The organism is Mesorhizobium sp. L103C131B0 (assembly GCF_000502275.1).
Classification (GTDB): domain Bacteria; phylum Pseudomonadota; class Alphaproteobacteria; order Rhizobiales; family Rhizobiaceae; genus Mesorhizobium.
The window spans coordinates 113618-130674 of record NZ_AYXC01000006.1 but is presented as its reverse complement, the minus strand read 5'-3'; the positions used below and the strand labels follow the sequence as shown (position 1 = coordinate 130674).

Here is a 17057-nt window from a genome sequence, read left to right as displayed (position 1 = left end):
ATCACGCTCCTGGGATGCGCCCGATGACATGATCGCGCAACCAGTCCTGCCAGGCGAAAATCGACGTCTCGCCCACCTCGATGTCACATTCGATGTCGAGCCCGTTGTCCTGCACCTTTTTCCACGCAATCCTGTGTGGCTCGGCGTGGCGTTTGCCACCCACCCTCGTCGCCAGTTGCGCCATCCATTCCCCGGGCCGCGCGCCAAGGCGGCGCGCCAAAGTGATGGAGCCGAGTTCTATCGCGACAATCCTTGGTGGTTTGCCCCGCCGCAACTCGGCCACCACTCCGTCGACCTTGCCGATCTTGACCCGCCGGCGGTCGAACACCTGCTTGTCCAGGAGATCACGCATCAATTCCATCATGTGCCTCCGAATATCTGCAGCGGAATCGTCACCACGGCGAGCACGAAGGCAAGCGCGATAATGAAGACAACGGCGGCATTCGAAATGATGCCGTTGCGATGTTCGCCGACATAGCGTTCGTCATTCAGCAGGAAGAGAAATGGAACTACCGTCAGCGGAAGGCTCGCCGCCGTTACCGCCATGGAAAAGATGGTCAGCCTCAGTGGGTCGAGGCCAAGCACGATCGGAATGGCGGCCAAAAACAATGATGCCGTATAGACGGCACTGAAGCCCGGATCATCGCGCGGCTTGCGATCCTCACCCCACGTCCAGCCAAAGCCCTGTGCCACCAGATATGCCTGTTGCAACCCGACTTCGAGTGCGGCGCCGAAACAGGCAATGGCTAGCGAGGCAACGAATAGAACGAACCCCCAGAAGCCGAATATCGGGATCAGCATCAACGGCAGTTGGTGATAGTCGTCCACCTGGTCGATGCCGTGCGTCGCGAGAACGAGAGCAGCGACGATCAACACGGCGATCGAAATGGTCCCACCGAAGGTCATGCCCAGCCCGGCGATGGCACGATTGGCTCCAAGGTGGCTTTCATCCCATTTGTCCTCGATAGCTCCCGAGGAATAGAACATGAAAAGATAAGGCGATATCGACGCGCCGAGAATGCTGGCCGCCATGAACCAGTAATTGATGGCATCGTGAGCCGGCAGCGAAGGCACGGCGCTGCCAGCGACCGCTGTCCAGTCGGGCTTTAACAACACCGCACCAACCACGAAGCACAGCGTCACGAGGCCGAGGACCGAAACGCCTTTCTCGATAAAGCCAAACGTGCCTTTCCATAGCAGCAGCCATGCCAGCAACGCCACCGGCAGTGCCCACCACTGGAAGCCTATGCCGGTGGCAAGTTCGAGTGCGATGGCCACACCGCCGATCTCAGCGGACAGCACCATGAAATTGACGAGAAGGACGACGAGCAACGGCCATAGGAAGACGTTGAACCCAAATCTTTCACGAATGCCCTCTGAGATCGTGTGATGGCTCATCGCGGCGAACCGACCGGCCATTTCAACCAAAAAGATGATGCATATGGTGCCGAGAACTATGGCCCAGATTAGCTGGAATCCGAAGGCGGCACCCGCCTGCGCCGCCGTAGCCATCGACCCGACTTCGAGGAAACCTCCGACACTGGTGACGACGCCAAGCGATATTTCCAGAAGCTTCTTCACGGCTTTGGTCCGAAAGCGCTGGTGTAAGCGGCGGCGAGCGAGCGCATGGCCGCCCGAAGATCCTGTTGTGCGCTTTCCACCTCAGTGCGATTGTTCACCCGCAATCCCGCCTCGGCATGCGCCACCGCCACCGACAAACTGTTGACTGCTGCCGTCAGTCCTGCTCGCCCGGCTGGTTCAGCGGTCTCGGCCGATCGAATTTGCGCCTCGACATCGGCCAGCGTTTTTCCGACCGAGTGCAGTGCGGCCGTGGCATAGGCGGACGGTGCCGCTCCCTCCACCCAGGCATCCAGCACCATCGATACGGTCTGTGCCGCGGAGGCCGCTGTTCGTGATTGCTGCGCCACCTGATTGGAAGACGAGCATCCGGCCAACCCGGCTAGAATCAGAAGCAAGCACAGGCAGCCAACCGGAAAATGACGGTCGTTATGGGGTACAGCGCGCGTTGGATGCGCCACGCGGATTTCCTCCCCGGCCCGAACCAACTGCGTCCGGCATCAATGATCTAGAGCGCTCGGAGAGCTCGTCAAACGAAACCGACGACGAGCCTGTGAGGTCGGCTAGTCCCACGTAACAAAACGCTCCATCCCGGACAGCCGTGAAAGCGCGGGGGCCCGCGCTTCTCTTTGGCGCGGAGAAGCGCGGGCAGATCGGGCTGAGGGGATGACCCGATCGCGCAGCATCAACATGGGAGGGCAACAACGCTGCACGGTTCGAACTTCCAACCGGGCCACTTGTTCCAACTTCAACTGATCCGTTCTGAGTACTCAATCCATGCGTTCGGGGGGCCTTTTTTTGAAGGTAGGCCATCGCGAGTTCTCATGGCGTAGAACGGTTTTTGTCGCAACGGCTCTCTATGAATGCGCGCAAGGACCGCGACGACGACCGTCGCCTGACCGTCATGACAGCGCACGATCAATCCAGCCCAAACGCCGCGGAACAATTGTGCCCGCTCGTGGTTCCGATGGCACGAAGATGGAGGATATGATGACGGACGCCAAACTCGCTGTGGTGACCGGCGCCTCGAGTGGCATCGGAAGGGAACTCGCAAAGCTGTGCGCTAAAGACGGTTACGACCTGATCATCGCCGCCGACGAGCCGGCTATCCGGCAGGCGGCAGAGGCACTTGAGACCCACAATGTAACGGTCGAAGCCATTGAGGCCGATCTGGCGACCGTCGAGGGCGCCGATCGGTTGATCTCCCAGATCGGCGATCGCGATATCGACCTGTTGTTTCTCAATGCGGGACGCGGGCTCGGCAACGGCTTCGTCGACCAGGACTGGCGAAAAGTCCGCCGGATCATCGACACCAATGTGACCGGAACGGTCTATCTGGCGCATGAACTCGGCGCCAAGATGGCCCGGCGAGGTCGCGGACGCATCCTGTTCACCGGGTCGATCGCCGGCTTCATGCCCGGCACATTCCAGGCCGTCTACAACGGCACGAAGGCGTTCATCGATTCCTTCTCGATCGCGCTCCGCCATGAGCTGAAAGATAGCGGCGTGACGGTCACCGTGCTGATGCCCGGCCCCACGCAGACGCGATTCTTCGAGCGCGCTGAAATGATGGATACCAAGGTCGGCTCCGATGAAAAGGACAATCCGGCCGATGTCGCCAAGACGGGTTACGAGGCGATGATGGCCGGTGATGAACAGGTCGTCAGCGGTTGGAAAAACAAGCTGCAGGTCGCCGCCGCGCATGTCACGCCGGCAGGCACCTTGGCCGAACAGCACCGTAGGATGGCCGAGCCTGGGTCGGCGTCCAGCGACTGAGCCAATATTCGCGTCAAAGGGCTGGCATTCCCAAGGCCGCATGTGCTGCGCGAGGCAATCTATCGCTGCCGCAGGGGCGGCACCATCTCGGTTGCCGGCCTCTATGTTGGTCTGGTCGATCACATCCCGTTTGGCGGCGATGAATAAGGGACCGGCTTTCCGGATGGGCCAGACGCATACGCAACGCTACCTGGAACCTTTATTGGCCATGGTCCAGAACGGCGCAATCGATCCCTCCTTGTGATTACCCCCGGGCCGATCTGAAAGCAGGGCCGGATCCCTACAAGACGTTCCGCGACAAGCAGGATGGCTGTATCAAAGTCGTGACGCGGCCTCACAGCTAAGACGGGCAAGGCGACCGACACTCACTGCAATCACAAGGGAACATTCGCGTCGACGGCCGGTTAGGTGCCACTTCCGTAACGGTCACCTGCCGTCAAAGCGAGCCCATGATGAACCACGACCAGCATGACTATGTACCAGACGCAGCGCGCAGACTTGTCGTCGGAAGCATGGCGGGAGGAATTCTCGCCGCTTATGCTTCCACGGCGTCAGCCGATACGGGAACAGTGCCTGCTAAAGCAGGCCCTGCGAGCCCGATGCTAAAACAGAATCCGGTGACGCAATATCACCAGCCGCCTTTCAAGCCACAGGAACAGAAGTGGCCGGGTTTGGCCAGCAAGATGGTGCCGCGCCCGGATCACGGCGAAACAACCTACAAAGGATCAGGCAGGCTTGCCGGCCGCAAAGCGCTGATAACCGGCGGCGATTCCGGTATTGGTCGTGCGGCGGCGATTGCATTCGCGCGCGAGCGTGCGGACGTTGCTTTCGGCTACCTCCCCGAAGAACAGGAAGACGCCGACGAACTGGTGGACCTAATAAAAGCGGCAGGTCAAAAGGCTTGCCGGCATATCCGCAATGAGGCCTTTTGCAGAAAGCTGGTCGATGAAGCAGCAACGCCCCTCGGCGGTCTCGACATCCTGGTCAGCAACGCTGCCCGCCTCACTCGAGTCCACGGTCCTCAAAAAGGGCCGCCAAGGCCACCGCTCCTTAGGCGTGGTGGGCTTTCAGACTGTCTACAGGAGGAACCAATGGCTGGCGATGAAATAGAAAGAAGGCGACTGCAGATGTTGATCGAACAATATCTGGAGACCCGTAAGCGACGGCACGATTTCGTGTCGATCGCGAATGCCGAACTCGCGATCAAGGCGGTCATGCCGCATTGCCCGGTGTCGAGCGCAGCGTTGGCAGAGATGATTGCCGCTGGCGCCGTCACTTACGGCCTTGGCGTCCTATTCGACGCGAGGCAAACCGAGGGCGAACTGCCCGTTGTTTGATAGGCTCATCGCCTGACCAATCGTCGCGCGGTCGCCAAGTTTCGCCCAGCGCTGGAATACGCCAGACCGGGAGCATGTCAATCGTGCCGGCCGGATCGCAGGGGCACCTGCCGGCGACGCCGTCTCGGGCCTGGACCCGAATGTCGTCGCATATCTGGTGAAAAACCAGTGTCTTTGTCCCACGAGAAGTGCGTTACCGGGCTTCTCGTTGGGTTGGCACCGTTCCGCTGTCCTGGTGTCTTGCCAAAGACGTCGGTTGAACACCGAGCATATTTCGCACGGCCTCGACCAGCGCAGCAGCCCATACGGGTTTTGACAGCATCTTGTGATGACGCAAATCTTGCGGGATGTCGGATGCCGTGTACCCACTGACGAAAACAAACGGAATTCCGCGTTGCGCTAGAAGAGGGACAAGGGCAGCGCTGGTCTCGCCGCCGAGACCAATGTCCAGGACCGCGGCAGATATGACTTCACTCTCGATCAGCTTTTTCGCGCGAGCAACGGACGGCACTGGCCCGGCGATGGCGAAGCCGGCCTCTTCCAGAATTGCGCGGTGCTCCTCCGCGACCAGCCATTCATCTTCGACGATAAGGATACGAGATGCAGTCACGTTTCGCTCTCCCGATGATCAAACGGAAACTCAATCCGCAAGCTCAAACCATCGGAACCGAAAGATGTTTCAAAATTTCCGCCAAGCCGATACTCAATTTCGCCTTTTACCAGCGAAAGACCAAATCCCGTCTTCTCAGGTGGAGTGACAGCGGGACCGCCGCTTTCTAACCATTCGAGCTGAAAACCGTGATCCGACGCCGACCAAGTCACGGACACCACGCCGTTTGGCACGGACAAGGCGCCATATTTTCCAGCATTCGTGGCAAGTTCATGGATCACCATGCCAAGCGACAGGCCCTGCTGAGGCTTGAGCCGAATGTCCTCGCCTGTGGTGTTGATGCGTTCCAGCCCGAACGGCTCGACTTCCTGCCGCACGATTTCCTCTACCGAGACCTCTTTCCAGCTTTCGCGCGAGAGCACTCCGTAGGCCCGCGCCATGGCGCGCAGGCGACCGATGAGCGCTTCGGCGAAAGCCTCCGAAGAGGGAGCATTTTTCAGGGTCTGACTGGCAATGCTGACCGTAACGGCCAGCATGTTCTTGACCCGATGATTGAGTTCCGAGATCAATACCCGCTGGTGGGCTTCGGCTTCAGCCATGGTCGTCACATCGACAAAGGTCACCACCACACCTTGGATTTTCCGCACGCTGTCGCGGTAGGGGATCAGCCGCACGAGATAGTGGATGCCGTCGCTATCGCGCGGTAGCTGGTGCTCGATCATCTCGCCGGCCCTGAAAACCTGCGCGATATGGTCGCGCAGGTGCGGATAATCGAGCCGGCTGGCAAGATCGGTAAGCGGTCTTCCGATGTCGGTCGGCAGCAAATTGAAGAACGAAGACGCCGCCGGCGTGAAGCTGCGGATAACCAGCTTGGTATCGAGAAAAACAGTCGCGATCTGTGTGCTCTCGAACAGGTTCTTCAGATCGCTGTTGGCCCGATCGAGATCCTCGATCTTGGAAACCAGTTCGGCATTGATGGTGTTCAATTCCTCATTGAGGGACTGCATTTCTTCCTTGGAGGCCTCAAGCTCCTCATTGGAGGACTGGGCTTCTTCGTTGACCGAGACGAGTTCCTCATTGGAAGATTTCAACTCCTCCAATGCGGTCTCATATTCTTCGATCGTCGATTGCAGGCGCTCGCGCGTATCGCGGAGTTCGCGCTCGAAATCAGCAATCCCGGATGGCTGACGAACCTTTAGAGCCTCCAGCCGCGGCTGCGGCTGGCCCACCGGTTCGAACAGGACGAGAAACAGCGGCTCGCCGCTGCCGCGATCAACCAAGGGCTCGATCGTCAATGTGACGAACTGGACCCGATCTTCATCTTCTTCAATGGCTATCGCTTCGCGCACAACCGTGCGCCGGCCTTCGGCCGCTTCCCGCAAAGCGCCGCGCAGTTCCAGACGCAGGCCGCTGCGTGCCATTGTGAGCAATTGTCTGCTCGGCACCCCTTGCGGCGGCTCGAGATATTTGCCGGTTCTGACCGAGTAATAGACGACATCTCCATCACCATTGATGACGACATGGGCCGGAGCGTAGCGTTCGAGAACATGGGCTTCAACGGTTTGCCTTAGGGAATAAGACAAGCCGCGGCGGGCATGAGTGTCATTGGCGCTGGAAAAGTTGCTTGCAGGCGCAGCATTCAACAAGATCGGCAGCCGCGGCGGCGCCGTATGTTCTCGTGCCTTGAATATCCGTTGTTTCTTGTCGACCGGTGCAAACAGATCGGCATGCTGGCTTATGCTCTCGGAGGTGCCAAGGAACAGATAGCCGCCGGGCTTCAGCGAATAGTGGAAGGTCGGAATAACCTGCTTTTGCACATCGGGGCCGAAATAGATCAGCAGGTTCCGGCACGACACCATGTCCATGCGCGAGAAGGGTGGATCGCGGATGACGCTGTGCGCCGAGAAGATGCAGAGATCACGTACGCTCTTGCTCAAGATGAAACTTGTGCCGTCATTGCTGAAGAAGCGTTCGCGACGTTCAGGCGAAACGCCCGCAAGCAATGACTCCGGATAGCGCGCCGAACGTGCGATGCCCAACGCCGCGTCATCGATGTCCGTGGCGAAAATCTGGATGCGCGGCACAGCCGAAAGTGTATCCATATGCTCGCGCATCAGCATTCCGATCGAGAAGACTTCCTCGCCGGTTGCGCAGCCGGGCACCCAGACGCGGATCGTATCGTTGGCGTCCTTGCCTTCGAAAAGTTTGGGGATGACGGTTTCTTCCAGGGTCTTGAAAGCGTCCGTATCGCGGAAGAAATTTGTCACGTTGATCAGCAGGTCGCGAAACAGCGACCGCACTTCCTCCGCATTTGAACGAAGCAACTCTATATAGGCATCGATCGCGGTGTTCTGTGTTATTTGCATGCGTCGCCTGACGCGGCGCAAGAACGTCTTGGCCTTGTAGCCCGAGAAATCATGTCCCGAATGGCTGCGCAGGATCGCGTAGATTTCTTCCTGGCCCTTGCGGAGTTTCAAAGCACTGGCCTTGCCATCGTCAGCTTCAAGCTCGTCGAGCAGTTCAAAGCTGTGGGCAAATTCCATGAGTTTCGCACCCATCTCATCGGCCGGGATGGCGATATCGATCAGACCGGAACTGATCGCGCTGCGCGGCATGTCGGGATTGCTCGGACCCGACTCGTCGGAGAGTTGCGCCAGCGTCAGGCCGCCATGCTCCTTGATTGCCTTGATGCCCAACGTACCGTCGGAATCGCCGCCCGACAGGACGACGCCGACGGCGTATTCGCCCTGATCCTCGGCCAGCGCGCTGAAAAAGATATCGATGGGCTTGCGCTCCCTGGACACCGAATTCGGTTGGCGCAGCTTTAGGCTGGAATTTTCGATGGTGAGGATCGCGTTGTGCGGCATCACATAGACGGTGTCAGGATGGATATCCATTGCATCTTCAGCGACACGAACCGGAATTCCGGTGTAAAGCGCAATCACTTCGTGCAGCAGACTTTCCCGTTCCGGGCTGAGATGCGTGACGATCACGAACGCCATCCCGCTCGAAGACGGCATCCCGCGAAAAAATCCCTCCATGGCGGCAATGCCGCCCGCAGAGGCGCCAATACCGACTATGGGGAACCTCGGCAGCTTTTGCATCAATTGTCCTGCTTCAGTGAAATGCAACGCGGCAGCGCTGATTTCGATCCAATGTATAAACCGTTCCTGGTCGAATTCCCATCCCGCACCGCCGATAGCCACGGAACCGATGGACGCGACCGCCGTTTAAAGCCCGGAGGGCTGCTATGTTATTAGGCATGCGAATTCTGCTCGTCGAGGACGAATTCTTGCTGGCAAGCGAACTTGCCTCTTATTTCAGCGATTGTGGGGCGACCGTTTTGGGGCCGGTGTCGTCAGTCAGCCGGGCTCGACGATATATCGATTCAGCGGACGGGGCGGTGCTGGACATCGATCTTAACGGTGAGACTGTTTTTCCCCTCGCCGATGAGCTGACGGACAGAGGCATCCCGTTCGTATTCTTCTCCGGAAACGATCAGATCACCCTGCCGGAGCGGTTCCGGTACACCCAAAACCTCTCCAAGCCGGCCGGGTTCAGGACGGTTGCCGGGATCCTCGCCGCGCAATCAACAGCGCTTGGTGAAGACAATGTCTTCCGCGCTCTTCCAAAACTGAGGCTGTCCGCGCGGCTGCTGCTGGGCGACCCACAGGCGGCCGATCGCCTCGTGGAACGCACATTGAAGGCGGCGCTGGAGGAGCGGTTGTCGACGCGGCATGACCTTCCCTTGAGCGAATGGCTCAATACACTCATGGAGGAGGTGCTCCGCAACGACAGGTCTGGCATCATGAATTAAGATTGTCCGATAGTTTGCCGCAGGCCGCCCTGTCGACCGCCCCCGCTACGGTACCCCTCCCCAAGAGCGCTTCGCTTCGTCTTGCAAATACGGCCGCATTCCTGCTAGAAATCCTCGTGGCCAAACCTCCGCAAACCAAACCTGACTCATTCCGCGATCCTGTTGAAGGCGACGCACTCGCAGCGCTGCTCGACGAAATCGCGGAAGAGGAAACACCTGAACGGCTGTTGAAGCTCGCCCTTGAGCTGCAGCAGCAACTGCTGTTGTCAAAGCAGCTGAAAAATCCCAACTGAACGGCCTGCAGCTAGGCATCTTGATTGCCTCGAGTTCCACGATGGCGTCATCGCCTCGTTCGCCAGACCGATGCTGCTGCGGTAATCTTTCTGCGCTCGATGTGGGCGAAACCCCAGTCTCAATAGCTCAGCGGTTCCTGCGCCCAGAAGGCCCTGATCCCATCATGACGCCGATGAGACGACCAGGAAGATCAGGGCCAACTTGGGTCGCAGCTCAAGGTCGATCACTGCTGCCCTGGCATCTCGGTATTTTCTTGCGGGTTCTTTTTAACGCCGGGCGCGGGTGATGTCTCAGCGGGGGCATTACCGCCTTGGTTCTGTTCCGGGGTGCGCTTTACTGGCGATGTCTGCCACGATCCGCCTGAAAGGGGTATGAACACAAAGAAGGCTAGCAGGGCGACGAAGATCACAGCCGCAATGATGACGCCCCACCCGAGTACATTTCGGGTGCCACGCTGTTCTTCCTTCCGGGACACATGCTCCGTCATCACTGGACTCCTTTGTGTCATTCGACGAGGTACAAATTTATCGTGCAGATCGACCGCACGGTCTGCTCTTCCCCGACGCGTGCCGCCGGCACAGCCGAAGAAGCTGAAGCTAATCTTCTCCAGCTTTTCGGCTGCCTGGTTTGGCGGCCCGCTTTGGGGCTTTCGGCACTGCCGGTTTCCGCTCGGGTGCAGGCGGATTGATCGCCTCGTGCGCCAAACGGGCTTTGCGCAATCGCGCCGTTTTCTCTTCCCGCGCCTTGCGCTCGGCTTCCATTACGCCTTGTGCGTAGAGGGTGGCTCGTGCGTCTCTGTCGTTTGCGGATCCACTGGCCGCCATAGTCAGCCCTCCGCCTTGTAATTTCTTGCTTCCTTCTTGGCGCCGTCTTTGCCGTGCTCGGCTGCAAGCTCTTTGGCCTGCCCGGGTGACACGTCGGTGGCTTCGGCCAACTTGATTGCCTCTTGTTCAGAGAGATCTCTGTCCTTTCGCGTGGGGTTCTTTGTCATCGCAGATCTCCTATCAGAGCCCAAACGACCGGACCGGCGGTGTGTTCCCTGGAGCCTTCGATAGTCCACCGATTGAGGCGGGCTATCGCGCTTCCGTCAATGAGCGAAAAGTTTTGATGCGGACGACAAGATACATGATCAGCTTCAAGGCCTTTCGAACTGCTCCGGCCAGCCGGGTTAGGGCCGGGCTATGGCCGCGTGGGACGCGTGACACACGGACGGATTCAGGCATCGATGCCAGGCGCTAGTTCTCGCCCGCGAGCGTGGCGAGAAATGACCGCCGCCATTCTGCTGCGTCATTGCGCGTGATGCGCTTGAGCAGTGCACTATGCCTTGCAATTCTTTCCTCAAGCGGCATCGCGAGCGCTTTTGCGATCGCGTCAGCAACCTCGTCGACCGCATACGGGTTCACGATCAAGGATTCGGCAAGTTCTTCGGCCGCACCCGCAAAACGCGACAATACCAGCACTCCGGGATCGGCTTCGTCCTGCGCGGCTATGTATTCCTTGGCGACGAGGTTCATTCCGTCACGCAGGGGCGTGACCAATCCGACCTGGCTAGCGCGCAACAGGCCAGCAAGCCGAGAGCGTGATACGGCACGGTGGATGTAGCGGATCGGGGTCCAAGCCAAATCCGCGTATCTTCCGTTGACCGCGCCGGCGGTTGCCTCAAGCTGGGCCCGGATGTCGGCATAGGCGCTGACCTCCTCGCGCGTCGGCGACGCAATCTGCAAATATGTTGCCGCCCGCTCGTGTTCCGGATGCCTTTCCAAAAGACGCGCGAAAGCCTGCATGCGGCCGGGGAGACCCTTGGAGTAGTCCAGCCGATCGACGCCGATGATTTGCTTGAGGCCCAGAATCTGGCGGCGCATGGAATCAATCTGCACATCCTCCGCCGCCTCATTGGCCATGCGTGCGATTGAATCGACGTCGATGCCTATCGGAAAACACCTCGATAACACCGTGCGGCCGTTCATCTCAGCCGAACCATTGATATCAAAAGTAATGGAGTTGGCCGCCTGCACTGAGCGCCGGAAATTCCCCACGTCCGTTTCGGTCTGGAATCCCACGACGTCATACTGAAGCAGATCATCGATGAGTTCTTCATGGTCGGGCGTGGCTACAAACAGGTCAGGCGGCGGGAAGGGTATGTGAAGAAAGAAACCGATCCGATTCCGGACTCCCAGCCGCCGCAACTGGGCGGCCAAGGGGATAAGGTGGTAGTCGTGAACCCACACCAGGTCGTCGTTGCCCGACAGCAGTCCTGCGAGCGCCTTCGCGAACCGCGCATTGATCTGCCGGTAGGCGTGTAGAAACTCTGCCCGGTGGTTCACCAGGTCGAGTCGGTAATGAAAAAGCGGCCACAGCGTGCTGTTGGCATAGCCATTGTAATAGAGCGAATACTCCTCATACGGCAGGGTAAGCGCAGCCGTCTCGATCTTTCCCACGCGTTCCAAGCGGATTAGCGGTTCGTCGCTCGCGGCGTAGTCCTGATACTCGGCGCTTGCTCCTAGCCACAGGCCTCCACGCTCGGCCAACGCATCCCCGATGCCTACAGCAAGTCCGCCGGCTTGCGACAGATCGCGAATGTTCCCCAGCCTGTTCGAGACGACAACCAGACGACGCGGGATGGCGCGATCGCCAGTTGGCTCCCCACCTACTGCGTCGCGCTCAAGAGGGTCACCAACCGTTTGCGAAGCCTCGTTGAGAATTTCATCCGGTCGCTGCAACAAGAGCAAATCCTGAGCGTGAAGATCGCTTGGGGAACGGTCCGCGCGTGCGATTGTTCCCGACGTAAGTGTCCAGCCGGATTCGCTGGTTCTCGGCCCGCTCGGGCGCCTTTTTCAGCGGCTCTCGCAGGATCATCGTCGGACACACCGGTGATGAGACCCCGATCCAGCACGCCGAGCAGCCGCTTTGGCGACGGCCGGACTTACCGCTTTGGTATTCATGCTGCCGGATCCCCTGCCCTGTCATATCAACTCCCCACCTTGGCAAAAGCCCCAAGTGACCAAACCGTCAGTCCACCTCGATTACCTTGCGCGTCGGCTTTCGTTGGCGGGGCGGCTGCTTTGCGGCTACGGGCGCGGGCGGGGTCTGCGCTATCGATGCCTCCAACAACTGTCGCTGTTCTCTAAGCCGCGCCGTCTTGGCTTCCCTGGCATGCCGCTCCGCTTCCAACAGCAACTTGGCTTCTCGATCCGCCCTCTCGATCTTTTCCCTGTCGACGCGTCGTGTTTTCAAGGTCGCCTCCTTTGGTCAGACGGCGAACAAAGTGCGGACCTGAAAAAATGTTCCCAACAAATTAAGGCCTGATCTGCCTCAAATGATATTGACCAGCAGCCCGCCGGTTGCGCGCATCTGCGGCTCTGTGACGTCCAAAGGAACTGCTTGCCGTCCGCGGCGTTACGCCACCACGCCGGCCGGAAGATTACCATGGACGACAAACCCCGAACGACGATCAGAAAACCGGCCCGGATTGATCGAGGGCATTGCTTTTGCGGAGCCATCACAGCTGAATTCAGTGGCGATCCCTTTTGGATTTGTTTCGACCATGACGATGACTGCCGACGAGCGATCGGCAGCCCACTGACGATCTGGATTGGCTATCGTCCAGATCAGGTCGATTGGCTCGGCTCCAAACCAAAAACATTTTCGAAAACCAGGGGGGTCGTGCGCTCCTTCTGTTCGGAATGTGGCACCTCGATTGGGTACACCGATGAAGGCTTGCCAAATGAGTTCTACATCTCGATCGGATTCATGGACGCGCCCGAGAAGTTCCATCCCCAAGCTCAAGCCTATTGGGAAATGCGACTGCCGTTTATCAGGATGGATGACGGTTTGCCTCGCGTCGAGGGCTACACCCGAGCGCGCGACCCCACCCTGGGCAATCCCAGAGACCGGTGAGGCAGGAGGTTGGATCCGGGCGTCAGCGCCAGGGCTGGCGGATCCTGAACGGCGGCCGAACCATTGGAATGAGAGAAATGTCCAAACGGACAAATGCCCGAAACCAATTTCACCGGGGTGGGTTGAAGATGGACATGCGGGACTTGTTTTCACAGTCTGACGACAAAGAAGCGGATGTTTGAAGGATTCAAGCTAGAGACCGTGGATCTGCCCGAGTCCTCACTGAGAGTCAGGTATGGAGGTTCAGGCCCGCCGCTTCTTTTGCTGCATGGCCATCCTCGGACGCACGTTACCTGGCACCGGGTAGCCCCACTTCTCGCCGCCGACCACACAGTTGTCTGCCCCGATCTGAGGGGCTTTGGCCGGTCCTCGGTACCGGCGGACGCCGTGGACCATGCTGGATCCTCCAAGCGTGCCAAAGCCAGGGACTGCATCGCTCTCATGCGACATCTCGGCTTTGGCCGGTTTGCGATCGCAGGCCATGACCGCGGCAGCTACACAGCGTTCCGAGCAGCGATGGATCACCCGTCAGCGATCAGCCATCTGATCGTTATGGATAGCGTCCCTATCCTGGAAGCCCTCGAACGCTGCGACGCCCGCTTTGCGAAGCTCTGGTGGCACTGGTTCTTTTTTGCACAGCCGGACAAGCCCGAACGCGCAATCATGGCCGATCCTGACGCGTGGTATGGCGGCTCAGCCGAGTCCATGGGGGCTGAGGCCTATGTCGACTACAAGGACGCAATCCACGATCCGAATGTTGGTCACGGCATGCTTGAAGACTATCGGGCAGGTCTGGCCATCGATCAATTGCACGATACCGATGACAGGAAAGCTGGTCGCCGGGTCGCGTGCCCGACCTTGGCGCTCTGGTCCGCCCGCGATGATCTTGAGGCACTTTACGGCAACGTGCTGGATGTTTGGCGACCCTGGACCACCGAACTGAAGGGCCAACGGATCGATAGCGGACATCATATGGCCGAAGAAGCAGCCGACGCGGTAGCCGCAGCTGTCATGGCGTTCTTGCGCGAACCGACGTCGTCATGCGGCGAGCTTTGCTGAACCGATCCGTTTGATGGCGATGCTGATCGACCGTTCGCCATCGTCGTAGTCGGCCCAGGCGACGGTCTTTTTCAGGTGGCCCGGAACCGTGCGAACGGTGTATTTTTTCGGATCGAGATCCGCCTTCACCTGACTCCAGGTCAGCGGCATGGATACAGTCGCGCCTTCCCTGGCGCGAGGGGAGAGAGGGGCGACGGCTGTCGCCATGCGATCATTCCTGAGATAGTCGAGAAAAATCCGGGATGTCCGCAGCTTCTTGGCCATGTTGACGAGGTAGAGATCCGGGCTGTCTGCCGCCATCTGGATGCAGACGGCCTTTGCGAAGGCCTTGGCCTCGGCCCATGTCGTCTTGCTGCGTTGGGCCGCCAATGGCGTCACGACATGCAAGCCTTTGCCGCCCGTGGTTTTGCAGAAGCTCACCAAGCCCAGATCTTCGAGACGATCGCGCATTTCCTTGGCAGCCGCGACCACCTTCGCAAAAGGGACTTCCGGACCAGGGTCAAGGTCGAAGACAAGTCGGCCAGGTATTTCGGGATGACCCGGCTGGCAATTCCAGGGGTGAAGCTCAAGGCCGCCTATCTGGGCGATCGCGGCCAGACCCTCGACGCGGTCGATTTGCAGATACGGTTTGTGATCGCCGAAGACTTTCACCAGTTCCAGCAGATTGGATGTGCCTGGCATTGCGTGGCGCTGGAAAAACTGCTCGCCGGCGTAGCCATCCGGCGCGCGCACGAGTGAACAGGGACGACCTTTGATATGTCTGATCATCCAGGGGCCAACGGTCTCGAAATATTCTGCAAGATCGAGCTTGTCGACGGGCTGACCGTCGCCGGCATTCGGCCAAAGCGGCTTGTCCGGCTTGGAAATGATGACGCCCATGACAACCGGGCTTTTTCCTGTCTTGCCAGTCACCTTGGCAGGGTCGGCAATCGGCGTCTCTTGAGGATCAGCTGGACGCTCGGCCTCGACGTCTTTTGCGGGCTTGTCTTCACGCAGGCCTTTGAAGGCGGCCTGCCGGATATTGCCACCCCCGGTCCAGCCGGCGAACTCGATTTCCGCGACCAATTCCGGCTTCGTCCAGAAGACGGTTGAATTCCTTTTCGGTGCGCCATCGCCGGTAAACGGCGACGTCGCGGCTTTCATCTCCTGCAGCCTGGGCATCAGCTGCTTGACCTTTGCCTCGCTGAACCCGGTCCCCACACGGCCGATATAGGCGAAATGTTCACCGCGATTGACGCCGACGAGCAATGACCGGAATTTGCCGTTGGTCGTCGACCAGCCGCCGATGACCACCTCATGCCCGGCGCGGCATTTCGATTTTGCCCAGGTGTCGGTCCTCCCCGAAACATAGGTTGCATCGGCCTTTTTGGAGACAATCCCCTCAAGCGACAGGCGACAGGCAGAACGCAGCACCGCGTCGCCGCCATTGCTGAAGTGCTCGACATAGCGGATGAGATTTTGCGCGCCGCGATCGACTTCGCCGAGCATCTCGCTCAGACGTTCCTTCCGTTGTGAGAGAGGCATCTTTCGCAGATCGACGCCATTAGCGAAGAGCAGGTCAAAAGCAAAGTAGATCAGGTCTTTCGTCCGGCGCTCCGACAGCGCCGCCTGCAGTGCGGCAAAATCGGGCGCGCCGTTCTCGTCAAGCGCTACGATTTCGCCGTCGATGATGACGTTGGGGAGGCTGGCGGCCTCCTTTGCGATGGCGCCAAATTTCTCCGTCCAGTCAAGACCCTTGCGGGTCTTAAGGGCGATGTCCTTGTCTTCCACGCGCAACTGGACGCGATAACCGTCAAACTTGATTTCGTGAACCCAGTTCGTCCCGGCCGGCGGCCGGGAAAGCGTTGCGCAAAGCTGTGGTGGGATGAAGTCGGGCATCTTCGCCGCTGAGGCACCAGCGGCTCGCTTCGGCCGCGGAGCAGGCTTTGCCGACTTGGCGGCGCGCTTGTCGGCATGGCCGCGCTTGCTGTCCCAAACGGCATCCGCATCGGCCAACGATGAACCTTTCATCATGAACGGCTTCGGACCTGCCCCCTTCCCCGCTGCAATCCTCTCCATGCTCCGACCCGAGGCGACGGATCGATCCTGAGCCAGCACCGCATCGCCATTGCCCTCTGTCGCGTATTTGTCGCGGTGTTTTATCAGCAGCCAGTTGGTCCGCTTCCCGCCATTGCGGTCATGCTTCATGCGCACGAGGACGAAGCTTCCATGCAGGCGCTTGCCCTGCAGCGTGAATTTCAGGTCGCCTTTTTCCAACGACTTTTCGGGAGACATGGCGCCTTCCGGTTCCCAATATCCGCGATCCCACAACTGCACCGTGCCGCCACCATATTGTCCTTTGGGAATCGTGCCTTCGAAGTCGCCGTACTCCAGCGGGTGATCCTCAACCTCCACGGCAAGTCGTTTGTCGTGAGGATCCAGTGATGGACCTTTGGTCACAGCCCATGATTTGAAGACCCCGCCAAGCTCGAGGCGAAGATCATAGTGCAGCCGCGTGGCCGCGTGTTTTTGGATGACGAACCGGAGTCGGTTCGAACCCGCAATCGAGCTTTCGCCGCTGGGCTCTTTCGTCTTCGCGAAATCCCTTTTGGCCCGGTAGGTTGAAAGCTCGCCCGTTTTCATGGAAGTGCCCCGACTAATGACGCAACGCCGGGACTCAACGCAGTGGGTGAGATTTGGTTCGGTTCAT

16 protein-coding genes are annotated in these 17057 nt (G+C 59.2%); 6 read left to right on the top strand and 10 right to left on the bottom strand.

All coding sequences use genetic code 11. The annotated features are described in order from the left end of the window. Nucleotide 1 precedes the first annotated feature (1 nt). The 3 genes from X730_RS150680 to X730_RS0133810 are packed head-to-tail and all read right to left on the bottom strand — an operon-like array spanning nucleotide 2 to nucleotide 2039. Nucleotides 2-364 (bottom strand): hypothetical protein, encoded by a 363-nt coding sequence (locus X730_RS150680; RefSeq protein ID WP_245260251.1) that lies wholly within the window; start codon nucleotides 362-364, stop codon nucleotides 2-4. After that, entirely contained in the window at nucleotides 361-1581 is a 1221-nt protein-coding gene (locus X730_RS150685; RefSeq protein ID WP_023826399.1) for a divalent metal cation transporter, read from the bottom strand. The genes X730_RS150680 and X730_RS150685 overlap by 4 nt, the downstream gene beginning before the upstream one ends. Continuing rightward, a complete protein-coding gene (locus X730_RS0133810) occupies nucleotides 1578-2039 on the bottom strand; it encodes a hypothetical protein (RefSeq protein WP_050586847.1) in 462 nt (153 codons plus the stop codon). Before X730_RS0133810 ends, X730_RS150685 begins: the two co-directional genes overlap by 4 nt. Nucleotides 2040-2568: 529 nt before the next feature. Here X730_RS0133810 and X730_RS150690 point away from each other — a divergent pair. Next, nucleotides 2569-3354: an SDR family NAD(P)-dependent oxidoreductase gene (locus X730_RS150690; RefSeq protein ID WP_031193044.1), complete on the top strand. Its 786-nt coding sequence runs from the start codon at nucleotides 2569-2571 to the stop codon at nucleotides 3352-3354. 599 nt (nucleotides 3355-3953) lie between these two features. Then, entirely contained in the window at nucleotides 3954-4691 is a 738-nt protein-coding gene (locus X730_RS1000000165325) for an SDR family NAD(P)-dependent oxidoreductase (RefSeq protein WP_196814826.1), read from the top strand. A 193-nt stretch (nucleotides 4692-4884) separates the two neighbouring features. Here X730_RS1000000165325 and X730_RS0133800 read toward each other — a convergent pair whose 3' ends face one another. After that, complete coding sequence (locus X730_RS0133800; protein ID WP_023696326.1) at nucleotides 4885-5301, bottom strand: response regulator; 417 nt, start codon at nucleotides 5299-5301, stop codon at nucleotides 4885-4887. Further along, nucleotides 5298-8405, bottom strand: a complete 3108-nt coding sequence (locus tag X730_RS150695; protein ID WP_023687842.1) for a CheR family methyltransferase — start codon at nucleotides 8403-8405, stop codon at nucleotides 5298-5300. Before X730_RS150695 ends, X730_RS0133800 begins: the two co-directional genes overlap by 4 nt. Before the next feature lie 146 nt (nucleotides 8406-8551). Here X730_RS150695 and X730_RS150700 point away from each other — a divergent pair, with 146 nt between their 5' ends. Together X730_RS150700 and X730_RS1000000167540 are read left to right on the top strand one after the other, a co-directional pair. Further along, complete coding sequence (locus X730_RS150700; protein WP_023668059.1) at nucleotides 8552-9118, top strand: response regulator; 567 nt, start codon at nucleotides 8552-8554, stop codon at nucleotides 9116-9118. 2 nt (nucleotides 9119-9120) lie between these two features. Further along, nucleotides 9121-9411 (top strand): hypothetical protein, encoded by a 291-nt coding sequence (locus tag X730_RS1000000167540; RefSeq protein ID WP_031197822.1) that lies wholly within the window; start codon nucleotides 9121-9123, stop codon nucleotides 9409-9411. 224 nt (nucleotides 9412-9635) lie between these two features. Here X730_RS1000000167540 and X730_RS150705 read toward each other — a convergent pair whose 3' ends face one another. The 4 genes from X730_RS150705 to X730_RS150715 form a co-directional block, all read right to left on the bottom strand. Continuing rightward, on the bottom strand, nucleotides 9636-9899 hold the full coding sequence (locus X730_RS150705; RefSeq protein ID WP_023826397.1) for a hypothetical protein: 264 nt from the start codon (nucleotides 9897-9899) through the stop codon (nucleotides 9636-9638). A gap of 339 nt (nucleotides 9900-10238) precedes the next feature. Continuing rightward, nucleotides 10239-10403 carry a hypothetical protein gene (locus X730_RS1000000168175; protein WP_023681158.1) on the bottom strand — a complete coding sequence of 55 codons (165 nt, stop codon included), beginning with the start codon at nucleotides 10401-10403 and terminating at the stop codon, nucleotides 10239-10241. Between the two features lie 244 nt (nucleotides 10404-10647). Continuing rightward, entirely contained in the window at nucleotides 10648-12135 is a 1488-nt protein-coding gene (locus X730_RS150710; protein WP_245261363.1) for a trehalose-6-phosphate synthase, read from the bottom strand. 286 nt (nucleotides 12136-12421) lie between these two features. Further along, entirely contained in the window at nucleotides 12422-12646 is a 225-nt protein-coding gene (locus tag X730_RS150715) for a hypothetical protein (protein WP_023681156.1), read from the bottom strand. A gap of 192 nt (nucleotides 12647-12838) precedes the next feature. Here X730_RS150715 and X730_RS0133795 point away from each other — a divergent pair, with 192 nt between their 5' ends. Together X730_RS0133795 and X730_RS0133790 are read left to right on the top strand one after the other, a co-directional pair. After that, nucleotides 12839-13309 (top strand): GFA family protein, encoded by a 471-nt coding sequence (locus tag X730_RS0133795; protein WP_050588111.1) that lies wholly within the window; start codon nucleotides 12839-12841, stop codon nucleotides 13307-13309. Nucleotides 13310-13483: 174 nt separating this feature from the next. Beyond that, nucleotides 13484-14368: an alpha/beta hydrolase gene (locus X730_RS0133790; RefSeq protein WP_031196950.1), complete on the top strand. Its 885-nt coding sequence runs from the start codon at nucleotides 13484-13486 to the stop codon at nucleotides 14366-14368. On the opposite strand, the gene ligD is transcribed toward X730_RS0133790, so the two are convergent. After that, the gene (gene ligD, locus X730_RS150720) at nucleotides 14348-16990 is read right to left on the bottom strand and encodes a DNA ligase D (protein ID WP_023826394.1); all 2643 of its coding nucleotides are present in this window, start codon (nucleotides 16988-16990) and stop codon (nucleotides 14348-14350) included. The genes X730_RS0133790 and ligD overlap by 21 nt on opposite strands. Nucleotides 16991-17057 lie beyond the last annotated feature (67 nt).